The organism is Mariprofundus micogutta (genome assembly GCF_001895085.1).
Classification (GTDB): domain Bacteria; phylum Pseudomonadota; class Zetaproteobacteria; order Mariprofundales; family Mariprofundaceae; genus Mariprofundus; species Mariprofundus micogutta.
In genome coordinates, this window is the sequence record NZ_BDFD01000029.1 from 1 (window position 1) to 16,165 (window position 16,165).

Here is a 16,165-nt window from a genome sequence, read left to right on the forward strand (position 1 = left end):
CATAGCGGAATCGGTTCAGCGCCCGTTCTACCCAAGCATAAATATCATCTTTGCTGCCCTGAAGTCTAAGCTCGGTCTGATCTGTTCCTGACAGAAAGACTGAAATATCGGCAACTGTTTTGATCTTTCTTTCGTCCATCTGGATAAGCATCTCCGTATGATGGACAGGACAACTTCAATTTCAGACTCATTTCATATTGGAAAAGACTGCCCTTTGACAGTAGACCTTGATGGTTGTGCCGGAAGCACTATCTACGAGCCGGTCCACCTCGGCCAGAAGCATGATGTCTTCACGTGTGTATATGCGCTCAAACCCATTGACTGTACGCTGCCTGCGGCGGACATGGCCAGTCTCTCTATATCGAGCTATAAAACGTGTGACCTGTTGCCTGGAGTAGCCGCTAAGCTGGATAAGATAGTTTAGAACGATCCCTTTCTCTTTCTTGCTCAGTTTGCCATAGCGGAATCGGTTCAGCGCCCGTTCTACCCAAGCATAAATATCATCTTTGCTGCCCTGAAGTCTAAGCTCGGTCTGATCTGTTCCTGACAGAAAGACTGAAATATCGGCAACTGTTTTGATCTTCCTTTCGTCCATCTGGATAAGCATCCCCATATGATGGACAGGACAACTACGTTTTCAGACTCATTTCATATTGGAAAAGACTTTACCTACCGGTGTTCAGCTTTGTGTGCTATAAGTATTCATTCATTGATAAATCATGCTTAATTCTATCTATAGGGAGAGGGGATAGTGGAATCACCAACACCAGAAGACAAATACAACGCTCTTAGTCTCGAAAAAGATGGGGGAGCAGCCCAGTCCGATTTGATTAACTTTGTTGCACAATCAAATTTATCTGAATTGTGTTATGCATATAAATCAAGGGTGAAATCAGAGGTTAAACTGATAGAGAAGAAGCAAAGAAAGCGCTTAGAAGGCAAAGAAAATTATGAGATTTCCGACATAACGGATGTGGTAGGATTAAGGCTTGTAACCTTATTTCGATCCGAGATGGTTGAAGTAGTGGAGCAGGTTGTGCGGAATATTTTGCATTTAGATGGAGCCAGCCATAATCCTTTCATTCAGTCTTGTCCGGAAGAAGTTATTTTTTATAGCGTCTCTTATCCAAAAGATGAAATCGCCATTGCCATTAAGGAAAGAATTATTCCACTTTTTTCTGGGGAAGGGGTTCCTGTAAAAATAAAGTATTCAACAGAAGGATACTCAAGCATTCACATTGTCACCAGGTTAAATGTAAGTGTCGAATCTCTTTCGACAAGTGAAGAAAGATATTTCATTCCGGTAGAAATTCAGGTTAGAACAGTCTTTGAGGATGCTTGGGGTGAAATTGATCATCGATATGGTTATGTAAATCGTGCAGGCAAGGAAGTTGATATCCCCGTCAATAATCCTGAATATGTTCTACCTCACCTGAAAGTATTAAAACAATTCGCAGATGCCTGTTCGCAGTATGCAGACATCATCCATTTTGAAGCTACCTCTCAAGGAAACGGAGGGGATAGTGGATTAATTATTTCTGTTGATTCAGATGCAGAGATACTCGATAGGTTTAGAGCATTGAATACTCCTCAAAAACTGATTGATAAATATGAGAATTACAGGCTAGAGAAGATTGGTGCGCAAAAGATATTCGATAACAAATGGGGACAAGGGGTTTCGAAACTCCTTTCAGCAGCCCAGCTGTTTAGAGGTTTGGCCGAAAAAGTAATGACTGATATTGAAAGCCCTCGAACCCCCCTTAGCCTATGGCTTCTATATTACTACTCAAAAATGAATGAGGCGATTTGCCTACTGTCGACCGGAATCAAGGATGAGGAGATTGCAGCAGCCAATGTTTATAATGAACTAGAGGCTGAATATGAGGGGTTTCCTTTGCTGCGTATGAGGCAAGGCCAAGTACAAGGGAAATTTGGAGACGTTGATGGGGCCATTAAAAGACTGAAAGGCTCTAAAGAAGAAGCAGAAACCATTCAGAAAGGTCTAGTAAATGGCAAATGGCCTGATGAACTACCAGAAGTTGACTACAAGCATATGATTAAAGTTCTTCCTCGCTTAATAGGGTTTCAATTGTGGCGCAAGGCTGATTCGATTTGCGAAACTGAGAATCTCCCCCTAAAGCTCGATTTATTAAGAGAAGCATTCGAAGAGACTGAGATAATATTATCTAGTGAGCATGCTGATGAGCGAGAAATGCGATTTGCACATAATAATCTACTCTGCTATGGCGTGGAGTATATTAAACTTCAACCTGAAAGTGAGGATACTTTTTTAACGATATTAAAGGAAAAGATGCCTCAATACCTACAGGCACTAGAAGAGAAAACAAACCTAGAAACTTGTGATAAAATTGAACTGTTAGACACTTTTGTTTCCGCTTATACGTTTCTGGGAAGGGGGGAAGACGCTAAAAAAGTAGCCGCAATGATTCTTGAGATTTCCCTCAAAGATGGACAAGAAAAAGGCTCCCCCCACAACTCACAAGCAAGATTGGATTTGGTAAAAAAAGCATTTACTATCCTTAATCCAGATGTCTAAAATTAATGCATGGCGCCTTGACAGCGATAAAGAAGTATACGATATTATCAATTGTAAACAGAAATACCGCAGGAGGTTATCTATGATTTATCCTACGTTCGAAAGTAGCCCCATTAATGATGGGTGAGTGTTTATAGGGGGCCTTGGTCCCCCTTCTTTTTTCCCCTTCCTATATTGGTACAGAGAGGATTTTCAATTAAGCAAGAAGATTGAAAATTGATGGTATTTATGATGGTATTTTTCAAGTTACAAAATATATAAATGCAGTATAATAGTAGTGTGCTGGGACTATTCGACTCCCGTTCCCGGTACCAGCAAGCATTATTAGCATTGATAATGCTAATAATGCGCGATAGTCAAAACAGAACGAGAATGATTAGTTCCATTTTGGCGCGTTAGAAGGTTTTAAAAGCGATAGGAAGAGGTAATTTATCACCTCTATCACTCCTCACCTTTCAAAAGGGAACTCATGTTCATCAAAACCAACAACAAAACCCATGAAGAAGAAACCATCAGCAGCGAAGAGATGGTCAGCGTTCTCGAATCCGAGTTTAAAGCAGACGAAGTGGATGAAATATTAACAGAAATTGTCTCCGGTATTTATCAGCACCGCACTTCAGTAGCTATCTACAAGTACAAAGCATAACTCTCAACCCAGCTACAAACATTGTATTGCAGAACCTGGCCTCGAAGCAATGAGCTGTTTCAAGTTTTATGCGCGGCCAAAGAAGCTCCTCCATATTAACGAACAATTTGTGCCTGAGTGATACCGGCTTGCAGAGTGTTGATCTGCTCCTGAGTGAGCTTGCCTGTCAGACCAAGGTCAAACAGTCTCTGGCTTCCTGCGGCAACCGTTCCACGCAGGGCGCGATTCACCTGCAAGGTCTGACCATTGGCATTTCTAAACCGAATCACAACGGACAAAACACCAACATTGCGCGGTGTCGGATTGCTAATCTGTGCGACAATCCTGCCCTGCGCATCGAGCCCGGTTCTTAGCTGCAAGTATTTTGAGGGGTTATCCTTCAGGTCTAGCTCGACCAGTGCGCCATAAGACTGCTTGCCAATCTCACTTTGAGCATTTGCCACTTTTGCATAGTAGGCCTTGGCTTCATTCACGCGCCCGGCCTTGCGCGCCAGATTTCCCAGCGAATGATAGGCATCAGCCGTCGGCAGCAATTGAACACTGCGCTGCAGATCAGATTGTGCCCGATGACTTAAATTCAATCGCTCATTCACAAGCCCGCGCTGCAGATAATAATAAAAGAAATGAGGGTTGAGCCTGGTTGCCTTATCGTACTGCCGCGAAGCGGCCTGCAAGTGGCCTCTTTTCTGCTCAATATCGCCAACCAAACCGTAGAAATGACCCTCTCTCGGCTCTACAGCCACAGCACGCATAGCCAACCGTTTGGCAGTTGCCGTATCACCCTTTGCCAAAGCCTCACGCCCTTTATCATAATTATCATAGGCCGGCTTACTTCTGATCAGGTGTGCTGTCTTTGCACGGTATCGTGCCACACCTTTTTCACCGCCTTTCGGAAGTGTCGCTAACAGCGCCTCATTGTTCCGCACTCGCTCCTGCGACGGTGGATGACTGGCAAACATGCCACTCAGCCAATCCTGTTGCTTACCTTCAGAGAGTTTCACAAACGTACGTTGCAAATCGACAGCACCTTGAGGGTCATAACCTGCTCGTACCATATACTGCATGCCGTAATAGTCGGACTCGCGTTCGGCATCACGACCATACTTCGTCGAAAGCAGTTGCGCACCGATACCCGCCCCCATTTGTGCCAGATCAGCATAAGCTGTGCCTTGCGTGGCAATGGCTGCACCAGCTACACCGGCCTGCAACAGCATGCCTTTCGACATACTTTGGGCACCGTGTCTGGCTGCGGCATGCACTATCTCATGCGAAAGAACGGCCGCCAGTTCCGATTCACTCTTCAGCTCTGTGAGCAGGCCACGATTGATTGATATTTTACCACCGGGCATCGCCCATGCATTGGGCACAGAATTATTCAACACTTTGAATTCATAGGGGAGCTTTCGATCACTTACCGCTGCCAGACGCTGGCCCACCTGACTGACATAGGCAGTCAGCTCATGGTCCACCTCGTAATCGCCACCCTGAGACTGGCGGGCAGGTGCATATTGTTGAGCACCAATAGCCAATTCCTGCTGCTCGGAAATTAACGTAAAATCACTCTTTCCTGTTACCGGGTTTGTTACACATCCGGCGAGAGTTCCAACCACGATGAACAGCACTAAACAAATTCTCTTCAGCATCACAGACTCTCCCTTAAACATTTACAGCCACAGTCCGCGATTGCATCACAACCGCATTGGCAGAGGCAAGCTTAAGTCACCGTCAGGTTTACAAATTTGCGTTTGCCCAACTTAATCAGGTATGGCCCGCCAACTGATAACTGGTGATCCTTGTCTGCCACCTTCTCACCATCGATGGAGAGGGCATTCTGCTTGATCATTCGCATCGCTTCGCCATTGGATGCTGTCAGTCCGGTCTGAGCCAGTGCTTTGACAATCCACAGTGAACCATCCTCTGCAGCAAGAGTTGCTTCAGGAACATCGTCAGGAACTTCTTTCTTGGCAAACTGTGCTTCAAATCCTGCGCGGGCTTCAGCCCCCGCACCTTCCCCATGGAATCGTTCCACGATCCTGGCCGCCAGCTGTTTCTTGGCCTCCATCGGGTGCATGGATTTAATCTCATTGAGATTCATATCGGTAAGCAGCTCATAATATTTGAACATCAACTCATCAGAGACACTCATCAATTTACCGAACTGCTCTTTGGCAGACTCCGCCACACCGACATAGTTATTCAGTGATTTGGACATTTTATTCACGCCGTCCAAACCTTCGAGCAACGGCATGGTCAAAATGACCTGCTGAGGTTTACCATAAGCATCCTGCAACTGACGCCCCATGAGCAGATTAAACTTCTGATCGTTACCACCGAGTTCGACATCCGCATCGAGTGCAACCGAATCGTAACCCTGCACAAGCGGGTAGAGGAATTCGTGAATGGCGATGGACTGGCCACCCTTATAACGTTTTTCAAAATCATCACGCTCCAGCATACGCGCCACAGTCGCTTTACCCGAAATGCGAATCAGATCAGCAGCAGTGAGATTTCCCAGCCACTCGGAATTAAAGCGCACTTCAGTCTGTTTGGGATCAAGAATCTTGAACACCTGCTCTTTATAGGTTTCAGCATTGAGCAGCACCTCATCATGTGTCAGTGGCGGACGGGTTTCATTCTTGCCTGTCGGGTCACCAATGGTGCCGGTGAAATCACCGATCAGAAATACCACCTGATGCCCGCAACGCTGGAACTGGCGCAATTTTTCGATCAATACGGTATGACCCAGATGCAGATCGGGTGCGGTCGGGTCGAAGCCTGCCTTGACTCGCAGCGGCCGCCCCTCTTTCGCCGCCAGCTTCAATTTTGCCTCCAGACTGCCTGCCGGTAATATCTCCAGCGCACCGCGGCCAAGCAATTCCATCTGTTCCTGAATGTTCATATCCACCTCAATCCTGTTGAATGCGAATCATTGCACTACATCCCTCATATCGCCAGCCCAATAAACCTACACAGGGAAGCTTTTGGAAATCATGGTCGCAAAGCCGGAACCGGCGTGCTATCCTAAACTTCATCATGCATGATAAGCCTGATAGATGCTCCACGAATATCTGTCTATAATAGCAGCAAGAAATAGCAGGATGCCCTGAAACAGTGCATCCTTTATCCAAAGGAGAGCAGCATGTCCGAAGAAAAAATTGAATCTACAACTACAGAAGAAGCACCGGTAGAAAACACTAGCGAAGAGAAAAGCTGCAAAGATGGTAGCTGCTGCCGGCCGCATACCTCACTGTATATTGCAATCATCGCCCTTTTGTTATCGGCCTATGCCGCTGTCACCGCTGCTACTGGTGGTTCAGCCAATTTGGAACAGCGTGTAACCAGCCTGGATAACAAAGTTGCTGATATCGATAACCAGTTGATTAATCTGGGTAAGGACGTGCAGAGCAACCGTGAAAGCCTGATCCAGACCAAACTGAAAAAAGCAATCCTGAACCTGCAGGAAATTGGTAACATTGCTGAGTCTGAAACCAAATCGACCATTGCCGAAGTTGAAAAGATGTTGCAAGCCCTGACTTCAGCGGGTGGCGAATCTGACGCGGCTGATACCACTGCAGAACCTGCAGCTACTGACAGTACTCCGGAAGCAGCACCTGTTGAAGAGACAGTAACTGAGCCCGCTGCCGATACAGCTCCAGCTGAAAGCGTTGCCCCTGAAACACCTGCAGCAGAAGCAACAGCACCTGTTGAAGAGACTGTAACTGAGCCCGCTGCCGATGCAGCCCCAGCTGAAAGTGTTGCCCCTGAAACACCTGCAGCAGAAGCAACAGCACCTGCTGCGGAGTCAGAAGTTCCAACAGGACCACAGGCATTTTAATCACCTGAAAACAGTCATGATTTTGAATGACTCATCCATGTTCATAGGCATTATGTCCGGAACATCAGCCGACGGTATTGATATTGCTATTGTGCGCATCGGTGATGCTCCGGACGGCGCTGTGGAACTCATTCAGTTTTCGGAATACCCGATGCCTGAAGAGCTGCGCGGGTCAATCCTCAGCCTGGCAGAGCCGGGAATCAATGAGGTAGACCGCATGGGAGAGCTGGACCGGGCACTTGGTCAGGCCTATGCCGACACTGTGCTGGCAGCAATTCACGGCGTCGGTCTGAAAGCAGATGATATCTCTGCCATCGGCTGCCATGGCCAGACGATTCGCCATCGCCCCAAAGCAGGACATCCGTTTACCTTGCAAATCGGATGTTCGGCTACCGTCTCAGAGTACACAGGCATCACCACAGTCTCTGATTTCCGTAGTCGCGACATTGCTGCGGGTGGCGAAGGTGCTCCTCTGGTTCCCTTCTCGCATCGTCGCCTGTTTGCCCATGAACAAAAAAACATAGCCGTGATTAATATTGGCGGCATTGCCAATGTCACATGGCTGGGTAACGATGGCAGCACCATTGGTTTTGATACAGGGCCGGGCAATATGATTATGGATGGTCTGATGCTTGCCTTTAGCGATGGTCGCAATACGTTTGACCAGAACGGCGCGCTGGCTGCAAGCGGCACAGTTTGCCACCCCCTGTTGGAAAAACTGATGCAGCATCCATTTCTGCAACGCAAACCGCCCAAATCGACAGGCCGTGAAGAGTTCGGTGAAGCAATGGTTCATCTGATACTTGAGTGGCCGGATATCCCGGATGCCGACCGCATGGCTACGGCCTGCCAGTTCACTGCCGACTCGATTGAAAACAGCATCGGTTTTATGCCGATCGAACCAGCCAAATGGCTCGTGTGCGGTGGTGGCACCCGAAATCGCCATCTAATGAACCTTCTGACAGAGAAATTTGCACCTGCACCGGTAAAAACCACAGAAGTTGAAGATGTGCCTCCACAGGCCGTGGAAGCGGTCTGCTTTGCCGTATTGGCAAAACAAGCTCTGATGGGTGGAACAAACACCATCTCTGAAGTAACCGGAGCCAGACATAACGTCTGCGGTGGTCAAATCACGCCGGGCAACAACTGGGCTGAACTACTACAAAGCATACCTGCATGGATCCGCTAACCCACGCTATCTCGGGAGCAGCACTGGCACGCGCTTTCCCGAGAACACGATTGCCGCGCAAACAAACACTGTTTTTAATCCTGCTGACCATGGCACCGGATGCAGACATCATACTGCGTTTCTTTTCTGAAACGCTTTATCTGCAACACCATCGAGGCCTTACCCACTCACTGCTCATGTTGCCGCTATGGGGCTGGCTTGTTTACAGCCTCTCCTCCAAAAACATCAGACAGAATCCGGCCATGCCCTGGTTGATTGGACTGGCTCTGCTCATGCATATTAGCCTCGACCTGATCACTACATTCGGCACCATGATCCTCGCTCCGATATCCGACTGGCGCGCCTCATTTGACCTGTTATTTATTATTGATCCCCTGTTTACTGCCTGCCTGTTGATGCCACTGCTGGCCGGATTTGCATGGCAACGGCACAAGCGCAAACTCGGTGTATTAAGTCTGGTTCTGATGTTCTGCTATCTGGGGCTTGTTTACAGCAACCAGCAGCAGGCCATTGATCTGGCCAGAAAAGCACATCCGGATGCGATCTCATACAATGCCCTGCCACTGGCCTTCTCACCCTTCAACTGGCAGCTGCTTGCAATCTATGCCGATCATTACAAACGTGCGGCCGTAAATCTTCAACCTGAATTCTCCGGCACAAGATTCCTTTTTGACGAGGCATTTGCCACCGGACTTGTCTCTACCAGCATGACCGGCCCGAATAATATCTCCTGGCAACAACTGCCGGCCATGCATACGGTCAAACAGGCCAGGGGGCTACCCGGCACTGCATTTTATGCATGGTTTGCCCGCTACCCTGTTTTGCTGGAGATAAATACGGATGAAATAAGATTCGGAGATCTGGCCTTCGGCGGTGGAGCACCGGGAGTTCGTCCCTCTTTCCAGCTACATATTGATCTTAACCGCGATGCGCGCGACAGGCCTGGCGACAGCATCAACCCTCAGGCCCGTGCCTGGCTAATCTGGCGCGGAGACAGAAGGTCTGAGCTGACAATTGCCTCTGCACCGTTCAACTGGTTACCCCGGAAATGAATCCAGCTGTGTGTCCCGTTTTATGTTCAGGTTTGCGGAACTGTCGATTTTAGTTTTTAATCGTAAGTGCCGAATCGCCCGGAGGTTCCCATGCTGAATATTCGCGTCTGTCTCTTATCCATACTGCTTCTACTTCCCATCTCAAGTCAGGCCGTAGAAATCGAAGGTGTCTCCCTGCCGGATAGCATTAACCTGGAGAACAAAACCCTGCTGCTCAATGGCGCAGGCATTCGCTCAAAGTTCTTTTTTGATATCTATGTGGCAGGCCTTTATCTGGAAGCAAAATCATCTTCTGCAGATGAGATCATCAGCAATAACACGGTCAAACGCATCAGCATGGATTTTCTATATGATGAAGTGACAAAGGAAAAACTGACCGACGGCTGGAACACAGGTTTCAGCAAGAACCAGTCAAAGCCGCAGATGCAGGCCCTGCAGGAGCGCCTCGACCAGTTTAACAGCTACTTCAGCTCAGCCCATAAAGGTGACCGGATTATCTTTGATTTCCTCGGCAACGGTGCCACACAAGTTACGATCAATGACAAACTGGCCGGCACTGTTGAAGGGGCCGATTTTCAACAGGCACTTGTAGCTGTATGGCTGGGCAACAAACCTGCCGATAAGGATCTTAAAGCGTCCCTGCTTGGCCGGTAGAGCGAGTGACCTTCACTCTACGATATGTCGCCTTTCAGGGTTCGCGCCATAGACATCAAGATAATCGGCCATAGCAGCTTCGATCACCTTGCTCGCATGCTCAAAACCGTAAGGCTCACCAATGGACACATGATGTGGTTTGTTCGGCTCATACTTGTAGGTGAGAAAATAGTGCATCAGTCGATCCACAATAGCCGGTGGCATTTCTGAAATATCATCAACTTCTGACCAGAATGGATCATCATCGATCACCGCGATAATTTTATCATCCGCTTCACCATGGTCACACATCGGCAAACCACCGATCACACGGGCATTTACGAGTATTTCAATACGAGAAATAGGGCGCTCTGAGATCACACAGATATCCAGCGGATCATCATCGCCTCTTTCAGCCTCAGGCATGAGTGCACCGACGCGATCTGCGCACAACGTACGCGGAACAAAGCCATAAAGTGCCGGATGCTGGGAGCTTGATCGAACAGAACGGTCCACACGCAGATAACCGGATTTCTTGTCGACTTCAAACTTCACCGTATCAAACGGGCTGATTTCGATATAGGCATGTAGCCGCCGGGGCGGTTCGGCTCCAACATCCAGTCCGTGCCAGGGATGTGGTCGCCATTGGGAGAATGATTTCATGGAACAATTATAGCACAAAGAAGGCCAAATAGTGATGACAATATCCTGTCAGCCTGAATCAGGCTGCTGACATGACTATTCAACTGCTTTTCATGGCATCCCGGCAATGCTCCAGCCCAACTTCTGGATCATGCATGCAAAATTTTCATCCAGTGGTGCCTCGATCTGCAACGGCCTACCCGTTTCAGGATGAGCAAAGCTGAGTTTCGAAGCCGTAAGCAGCAAACGATGACAGTCAAACTGTTGGCGGAAGAAGCTATTCTGCTTGCCATCACCATGCGTGGTATCCCCGACTATCGGGTGGAATATGTGTTTGAGATGGCGGCGCAGTTGATGCTTTCGTCCGGTTTTTGGCGTCAAGCGTACTAATGAATATCTTGCTGTTTTATAACGGCCTACCGGATACGGCAGCTCCACTGTCGCAAGGCGCTGGTACTCAGTGGTTGCCTCTTGTGGGGCTTTATCAGCAGTTGCTTTTTTATCGCTCTTTTTATCGAGCTCCTCTTTCAGTGGATAATCAATTTTTCCTGACTCATCTGTGAATCCTCTCACCACAGCCAGATACTCTTTCTCAGTCTCACGTGCCAAAAAAATATCGCCCATCTTACGCGCAGTGTCAGGGTTCAGTGCAAACAGCAACACACCGGAGGTTGGTTTATCCAGCCTGTGCACAGGAAACACATGCTGCCCGATCTGATCGCGCTGCACCTGCATGGCAAATCGGGTTTCGTGCTTATCAAGCATGGAACGGTGCACCAGCAAACCTGCTGGTTTATTGATCGCTACCAGCCACTCATCCTGATACAGGATTTCTAACATTGTATTGATAATTAACGGGCCCTGTTTGGTGCCTGCTTACAGCAACGGACCATCAAGAAAGGAGAGTTCATCCCAGATACTGCTCGGATGCCCTTCTGCATCGCGGAATTTGAGATTCTGGCGTTTGGGAACCAGACGGTGAGCACGGCCAAAGCTGTCTTCCTGTACATCACTATTGCCATCTGAAGAAAGAATCAAAAGCCCCTCTTCTGGCAACAGGTCACATACTTCATACTCTTCGCCCAGATAGCGGACTCGTTTGCCAATCAGCCGGGAAAGAGCCTCAATATCTTCGATCATATTCTGCAATGCCGTATCAACCATGCGCTCTCCCGAATCAAAGCCTCATCAATAAACTAGGCAACTACGGATTCAATGACAAGCACCATAACAAAAGGCCTGCCTTGAATTAAAAAGACAGGCCTTCGGAAACAGGGACAAATCAGTGTTTGAAATTCAGCTGGAAAGAAACAGGCACGCTCTGGCTTATGCTCGGCAACTTGGCAATGGCCCGCAATGCCTCAATCCCATCTGTCAGGCCGAAGTCGGCAGCTTTCACGATCACCGGAGAGCGACTTGTAACCAGCAGCCCATCCTGCAAAGAAACAATTGTGACATTCGCCTTCAACTCTTTTTTGAATCCGTGCAGATCGAGTGTGAACGGAACTATCGCAGTAACGGCTTCACCTGTTTTGAGGCTGCCAGTATCCACATGGCTGATATCCGCACTGATCGTAGCCGTAGCAAACGATGCCACATCAAACAGCATGGATTTCATGCGTTCATTGCGAATACCTATACCGCTCTCAACCGATGCAAGCGCAACCTTAACTGTAGCCTTACGATCTGATACTGAACCGCTCAGACGGGTGAAGTGATGTACTTCCGCCACAGTACCTTTTTTCACCGAAACCACATTAATGTCCGAGTTTGCACCATCCAGTGACCAGTCCGCAGCCCAAGCAGTGGCAGGCAGTATCATAAACAAAAGCATGCAAAGTTTTTTCATATCATCTCCAGATTCGTTGTTTATTGAGTGCCCGATGTTATGAATGCCTTGATGAAACACAGATGAAAAAAAGCCCTTACTTAACGTACTGCCAATCTGAGCATCCATCGTGTGACATGATTGTTTTTCGGTTATGCTTGGCATGACATCAAACAAGGGGATTAGCATGCAAGAAATCTGGACTCAGCTATCAGACACCATGTTTCTGGATATTCCACTAAGCCGCTGGATCATTGCCGGCTTTATTCTGTTCATAATGGTGATTGCACGAACGCTGGTAATCACCTCTTTTCGTACGGTCAGCCAGAAGCTGGCATCACGCACAAAAACAAAACTGGATGATGTGCTGCTGACGGCTGCAGAACGACCTGCCGGATTGCTGGTATATGTGATCGGCATCGTCATGAGTGTGCATGCACTCAACCCGCCGGTAGACACGTTCCCCCTCATCACAATCGCCGATAATGCAGCACGTATGCTCTCTATCTTTACCGGCATCTGGTTTCTCTGGCGCATGATCGAGGGGCTCGCTGCCTATTTCTCGGCTCGTGCCAGGGAAACGGAATCAAGCATGGATGACCAACTGGTACCGTTTGTATCGAAAACACTGAAAATATTTCTGGCTCTCACCGGTGTATTGGTTATGGCACAAAATATGGGCTATTCAATTTCAGGTCTGCTTGCTTCACTGGGTATCGGGGGTATTGCTATTGCCATGGCCGCTAAAGACACGATTGCCAATGTTTTCGGCTCAATCATGATTCTGGTAGATCGCCCCTTTACTGTTGGTGACTGGATTAAAACGTCTGAATTTGAAGGAGTAGTCGAAGAGATCGGCTTCAGGTCCACCAAGATTCGCACCTTTGCCAAAACGCTGGTCAATGTCCCCAACTCATCACTGGCCAATATGGTCATCGATAATATTGATGCACGCAGTGTACGCCGAATCAAGATGCGTATCGGCCTGACCTACGACACTACTCCGGCCCAGATGGACGCTGCAATCAAAGGCATAGAAGAAATCCTGTGCAATCACCCTGGCGTTGATCAGAGCTACAAGCTGGTCAAATTCGATGAGTTTGAAGATTCCTCACTATCTATTTTCCTCTATTATTTCTCAGCCAGCAAAGTCTGGGATGAATACCTGCAAGTACGCCAGGAAGTAAATCTTGAGATCATGCAGTTGCTTGAAGAGCAAAAACTCGAATTCGCTTTCCCTACCCGAACCCTGCACATCGAGAACCAGGCTTCACAGTAAGTAACAAAGCTGCTTTAAAGCAATTCAGCCGGGCTCTGTTCTGCATAAGACATAGCCATGCAGGAAAAGTTGAAGACATTGCGCGGATGCTGAGGTTCAGAGCATGCCTGCAGGCTGAGTTTCAGGCTCAACAATAGCTGCCGGTTCCTCTGCTGCTGTGACCTGAATTTCCTTTATCACAACTGGCAGTGCAGATTGCAGCAGTTCATCGGATGTAATCTTCAGCGGAGTAGCACCTCTATAAGGTGCAAACTCGTAAGAGATACCCGGCTCAAGCTTTTCAATCACAACTGTTTTCATGCCTGCCTGACTGTACAGGCCGGATCGAAGCTTGCAGCACAAATCATAGTTCTTCGTAGGGATTCCCTTATCGGTAAAGGCATGAAAGGTGTTTTCAGCCAGCTTTGCAGCTTCTCCGGACACCTTGAACCTCAGCCATGCATCCCGCCTTACAGGTGCAACCGCTACAGCTGAAGGCTGTACACCGTTCTGAACAAAATCTGTAATCAGGTCAAATTCGATCAGGTGCTTGGCTAATGTGTCGTGGCGGCCAGGAACCGTTACATTATGAGCCCAGGGAAGGTACGAAGACACAGTTGAAACCACAAAATCACTCTTCAGCAAAGATACGTCCTCAGCATATACATTCAGTACATCGACACCGTCCAGTTCACTGCCAGCCAGTGAATTCAACTGCCAGAGGAAATCACTGCCCGGCTGAATCTCTGTTGCCTGAATGTTGCCCTCACTACCGATACTGCCCAATTTCACCAGAACCTGGGCCGCATTGGTTCCAAAATGCGGTGTGGCCAGAAATACCACGCGCCGGATATTGCTGACAGCATGATGGGAGAGATAGTGGCGCACCAACAGCCCTCCCATGCTGTGCGCAATTATATCTACCTGCTTATATGCTTCGATATAACGATCCAGTTGCTCTTCCAGCACCTCGAGCGGCGGGTAGCGGTTAGCAAATATACCAGTCCGATAGGTAAACAGATAAATATCCCGGCCCATCTTCTTTTCCATTTCAATCAATTGTTCCGGATCAGGCCAGGTGAATTCACCACCGTTCCAGCCATGCACAAGGATAAGTGGCACAGCATCAGGGTACTCTGACTGCATCTGTATTTCAGCTTTTTCCCAACCGGCCCAAAGGTCGGCAGCCACCTCTTTACTGCTTTTCACAGAGCAGGATGCAAGTATTAGAAGGCAGAATAGCAGGCCCATACGTTTCATTGAATTCATAAAGCCTATTATTAAGTAATCGCCATGAAGTGCAAATGCATAGCACGCACTTGGCAAGAGCAGCTTACTGTGGTCGGATTAGCCCTATGAAGATGTTATTCGATTTTTTTCCGGTCCTGCTGTTTTTCATTGTTTACAAGATGGTTGATATTTATGCAGCGACAGCAGTGCTCATCGCTGCTTCGGCAATCCAGACAGTCGGACACCGCCTGCTGAAAGGTTCTTTTGAAAAAACACATGTGATTACCTTTGTACTGGTAGCCATCTTTGGCGGGCTCACCCTCTTTTTACAGAATGAGCTGTTTATTAAATGGAAACCAACAGCAATCAACTGGTTGTTTGCCATTATCTTTATTGGATCCCATTTTATCGGCAATAAAACCATCATTGAACGCATGATGGGCGCAAACATCAGCCTGCCGGATCCAGTGTGGAACAAATTGAATATTGCCTGGGCACTGTTCTTTATATTTCTTGGCGCAGTGAACATCTATGTCGCTTTCGAGTTCGATACTGATACATGGGTCAACTTCAAACTGTTCGGACTGATGGGTCTTACTTTCGCTTTTATTGTCGCCCAGAGCCTGTATCTGGTCCCCTACCTGAAAGAGGCCAATGCATCATCCGATGATTAGCTGCTAGCTAGCAAAGCCCATTGCAAGCCCTTCACTGTACACGCTGAAGCTTGCTATCAATTAATGTAACTGCTCAGGCATGCGTCTGCATCCTTGAATAAACGCATTCCGATCCAGCTGCGCATGAGATTCAAGATAGGTACACTCAAGTTCGTAGTGAGTTGTCAGTAGTTCAACCTGCTTTTCAAACATAGAGATTGGATACGATATACTGATTCGCTGCTTCTTTTCATCGTAACTGGGTTTTGTGATTCTCACATCACCATCAGGATAGAAGCAGAGCTGCGCCGAAGTTGCATTGAATCCGCCACCGGACGGTCTTCCCTTCATCTCAATACTCGCCATATAATCAGGCTGATCATATTCATCGGCGTGCAGCTTTGATTCGTGTTCCACTTGAATATTTACTGCGCGAAACGATTCAATCCTGTGATATCTCTTTTCATCAAACTGATTTGCACCCCATGGTGCCATGACTTCACTTGTCACAATATTGTTATTCAGCGTTCAAAATTGACCCCCTAGAGGGGTAAATCAGCGTCCAAATTTGACCCCCCTGTAGTATCCCCAGCTAATGATTTAGTTGGAGGAAAAAACAGGAGTGATCACAGTGGAAACGAA

Annotated in this window: 17 protein-coding genes; 8 read left to right on the forward strand and 9 right to left on the reverse strand. The window is 47.8% G+C overall.

The window, feature by feature from the left end:
• Positions 1 to 187: 187 nt before the first annotated feature.
• Positions 188 to 607: a hypothetical protein gene (locus tag MMIC_RS11655; protein ID WP_171966507.1), complete on the reverse strand. Its 420-nt coding sequence runs from the start codon at positions 605 to 607 to the stop codon at positions 188 to 190.
• 144 nt (positions 608 to 751) lie between these two features.
• On the opposite strand from MMIC_RS11655, the gene MMIC_RS12495 reads away from it, so the two are divergent.
• Positions 752 to 2,557, forward strand: a complete 1,806-nt coding sequence (locus tag MMIC_RS12495) for a RelA/SpoT domain-containing protein (protein ID WP_171966508.1) — start codon at positions 752 to 754, stop codon at positions 2,555 to 2,557.
• A 469-nt stretch (positions 2,558 to 3,026) separates the two neighbouring features.
• Positions 3,027 to 3,203, forward strand: coding sequence for an N-carbamoyl-L-amino acid amidohydrolase (locus MMIC_RS11665; protein ID WP_072660658.1), 177 nt, complete (start codon positions 3,027 to 3,029; stop codon positions 3,201 to 3,203).
• Between the two features lie 95 nt (positions 3,204 to 3,298).
• Here MMIC_RS11665 and MMIC_RS11670 read toward each other — a convergent pair whose 3' ends face one another.
• Positions 3,299 to 4,846, reverse strand: a complete 1,548-nt coding sequence (locus MMIC_RS11670) for a M48 family metalloprotease (RefSeq protein ID WP_083530589.1) — start codon at positions 4,844 to 4,846, stop codon at positions 3,299 to 3,301.
• A gap of 71 nt (positions 4,847 to 4,917) precedes the next feature.
• Positions 4,918 to 6,102 (reverse strand): tyrosine--tRNA ligase, encoded by a 1,185-nt coding sequence (gene tyrS / locus MMIC_RS11675; RefSeq protein ID WP_072660660.1) that lies wholly within the window; start codon positions 6,100 to 6,102, stop codon positions 4,918 to 4,920.
• A gap of 240 nt (positions 6,103 to 6,342) precedes the next feature.
• On the opposite strand from tyrS, the gene MMIC_RS11680 reads away from it, so the two are divergent.
• The 4 genes from MMIC_RS11680 (at position 6,343) to MMIC_RS11695 (ending at position 9,933) form a co-directional block, all read left to right on the forward strand.
• Positions 6,343 to 7,038, forward strand: coding sequence for a hypothetical protein (locus MMIC_RS11680; RefSeq protein ID WP_072660661.1), 696 nt, complete (start codon positions 6,343 to 6,345; stop codon positions 7,036 to 7,038).
• A 16-nt stretch (positions 7,039 to 7,054) separates the two neighbouring features.
• Complete coding sequence (locus tag MMIC_RS11685; protein WP_072660662.1) at positions 7,055 to 8,227, forward strand: anhydro-N-acetylmuramic acid kinase; 1,173 nt, start codon at positions 7,055 to 7,057, stop codon at positions 8,225 to 8,227.
• The gene (locus tag MMIC_RS11690) at positions 8,215 to 9,279 is read left to right on the forward strand and encodes a metal-dependent hydrolase (RefSeq protein WP_072660663.1); all 1,065 of its coding nucleotides are present in this window, start codon (positions 8,215 to 8,217) and stop codon (positions 9,277 to 9,279) included. Before MMIC_RS11685 ends, MMIC_RS11690 begins: the two co-directional genes overlap by 13 nt.
• Before the next feature lie 90 nt (positions 9,280 to 9,369).
• Positions 9,370 to 9,933: a chalcone isomerase family protein gene (locus MMIC_RS11695; protein WP_072660664.1), complete on the forward strand. Its 564-nt coding sequence runs from the start codon at positions 9,370 to 9,372 to the stop codon at positions 9,931 to 9,933.
• 12 nt (positions 9,934 to 9,945) lie between these two features.
• On the opposite strand, the gene MMIC_RS11700 is transcribed toward MMIC_RS11695, so the two are convergent.
• The 4 genes from MMIC_RS11700 to MMIC_RS11715 form a co-directional block, all read right to left on the reverse strand.
• A complete protein-coding gene (locus MMIC_RS11700) occupies positions 9,946 to 10,575 on the reverse strand; it encodes an inorganic pyrophosphatase (protein WP_072660665.1) in 630 nt (209 codons plus the stop codon).
• A 90-nt stretch (positions 10,576 to 10,665) separates the two neighbouring features.
• On the reverse strand, positions 10,666 to 11,394 hold the full coding sequence (truC, locus tag MMIC_RS11705; RefSeq protein WP_072660666.1) for a tRNA pseudouridine(65) synthase TruC: 729 nt from the start codon (positions 11,392 to 11,394) through the stop codon (positions 10,666 to 10,668).
• Positions 11,395 to 11,430: 36 nt separating this feature from the next.
• The gene (locus MMIC_RS11710) at positions 11,431 to 11,718 is read right to left on the reverse strand and encodes a hypothetical protein (protein ID WP_072660667.1); all 288 of its coding nucleotides are present in this window, start codon (positions 11,716 to 11,718) and stop codon (positions 11,431 to 11,433) included.
• A 118-nt stretch (positions 11,719 to 11,836) separates the two neighbouring features.
• Positions 11,837 to 12,403 (reverse strand): YceI family protein, encoded by a 567-nt coding sequence (locus MMIC_RS11715; protein WP_072660672.1) that lies wholly within the window; start codon positions 12,401 to 12,403, stop codon positions 11,837 to 11,839.
• Positions 12,404 to 12,569: 166 nt separating this feature from the next.
• On the opposite strand from MMIC_RS11715, the gene MMIC_RS11720 reads away from it, so the two are divergent.
• A complete protein-coding gene (locus MMIC_RS11720) occupies positions 12,570 to 13,661 on the forward strand; it encodes a mechanosensitive ion channel family protein (RefSeq protein ID WP_072660668.1) in 1,092 nt (363 codons plus the stop codon).
• A 96-nt stretch (positions 13,662 to 13,757) separates the two neighbouring features.
• On the opposite strand, the gene MMIC_RS11725 is transcribed toward MMIC_RS11720, so the two are convergent.
• Entirely contained in the window at positions 13,758 to 14,909 is a 1,152-nt protein-coding gene (locus MMIC_RS11725) for an alpha/beta fold hydrolase (protein WP_143144956.1), read from the reverse strand.
• An 86-nt stretch (positions 14,910 to 14,995) separates the two neighbouring features.
• On the opposite strand from MMIC_RS11725, the gene MMIC_RS11730 reads away from it, so the two are divergent.
• Complete coding sequence (locus tag MMIC_RS11730) at positions 14,996 to 15,544, forward strand: septation protein A (protein ID WP_072660670.1); 549 nt, start codon at positions 14,996 to 14,998, stop codon at positions 15,542 to 15,544.
• Positions 15,545 to 15,604: 60 nt separating this feature from the next.
• Here the strand turns inward: MMIC_RS11730 and MMIC_RS11735 are convergent, their stop codons facing one another.
• Entirely contained in the window at positions 15,605 to 16,033 is a 429-nt protein-coding gene (locus MMIC_RS11735; RefSeq protein WP_143144957.1) for a hypothetical protein, read from the reverse strand.
• Between the last annotated feature and the right edge of the window lie 132 nt (positions 16,034 to 16,165).

Coding starts and splice junctions, on each gene's coding strand:
- MMIC_RS11700 (WP_072660665.1), bottom strand. CDS start 10,575: ATGAAATCATTCTCCCAATGGCGACCACATCCCTGGCACGGACTGGAT.
- MMIC_RS11710 (WP_072660667.1), bottom strand. CDS start 11,718: ATGGTTGATACGGCATTGCAGAATATGATCGAAGATATTGAGGCTCTT.
- MMIC_RS11730 (WP_072660670.1), top strand. CDS start 14,996: ATGAAGATGTTATTCGATTTTTTTCCGGTCCTGCTGTTTTTCATTGTT.
- tyrS (WP_072660660.1), bottom strand. CDS start 6,102: ATGAACATTCAGGAACAGATGGAATTGCTTGGCCGCGGTGCGCTGGAG.
- truC (WP_072660666.1), bottom strand. CDS start 11,394: ATGTTAGAAATCCTGTATCAGGATGAGTGGCTGGTAGCGATCAATAAA.
- MMIC_RS11670 (WP_083530589.1), bottom strand. CDS start 4,846: ATGCTGAAGAGAATTTGTTTAGTGCTGTTCATCGTGGTTGGAACTCTC.
- MMIC_RS11715 (WP_072660672.1), bottom strand. CDS start 12,403: ATGAAAAAACTTTGCATGCTTTTGTTTATGATACTGCCTGCCACTGCT.
- MMIC_RS11680 (WP_072660661.1), top strand. CDS start 6,343: ATGTCCGAAGAAAAAATTGAATCTACAACTACAGAAGAAGCACCGGTA.
- MMIC_RS11720 (WP_072660668.1), top strand. CDS start 12,570: ATGCAAGAAATCTGGACTCAGCTATCAGACACCATGTTTCTGGATATT.
- MMIC_RS11665 (WP_072660658.1), top strand. CDS start 3,027: ATGTTCATCAAAACCAACAACAAAACCCATGAAGAAGAAACCATCAGC.
- MMIC_RS11695 (WP_072660664.1), top strand. CDS start 9,370: ATGCTGAATATTCGCGTCTGTCTCTTATCCATACTGCTTCTACTTCCC.
- MMIC_RS11685 (WP_072660662.1), top strand. CDS start 7,055: ATGATTTTGAATGACTCATCCATGTTCATAGGCATTATGTCCGGAACA.
- MMIC_RS11690 (WP_072660663.1), top strand. CDS start 8,215: ATGGATCCGCTAACCCACGCTATCTCGGGAGCAGCACTGGCACGCGCT.
- MMIC_RS11725 (WP_143144956.1), bottom strand. CDS start 14,909: ATGAATTCAATGAAACGTATGGGCCTGCTATTCTGCCTTCTAATACTT.
- MMIC_RS11655 (WP_171966507.1), bottom strand. CDS start 607: ATGCTTATCCAGATGGACGAAAGGAAGATCAAAACAGTTGCCGATATT.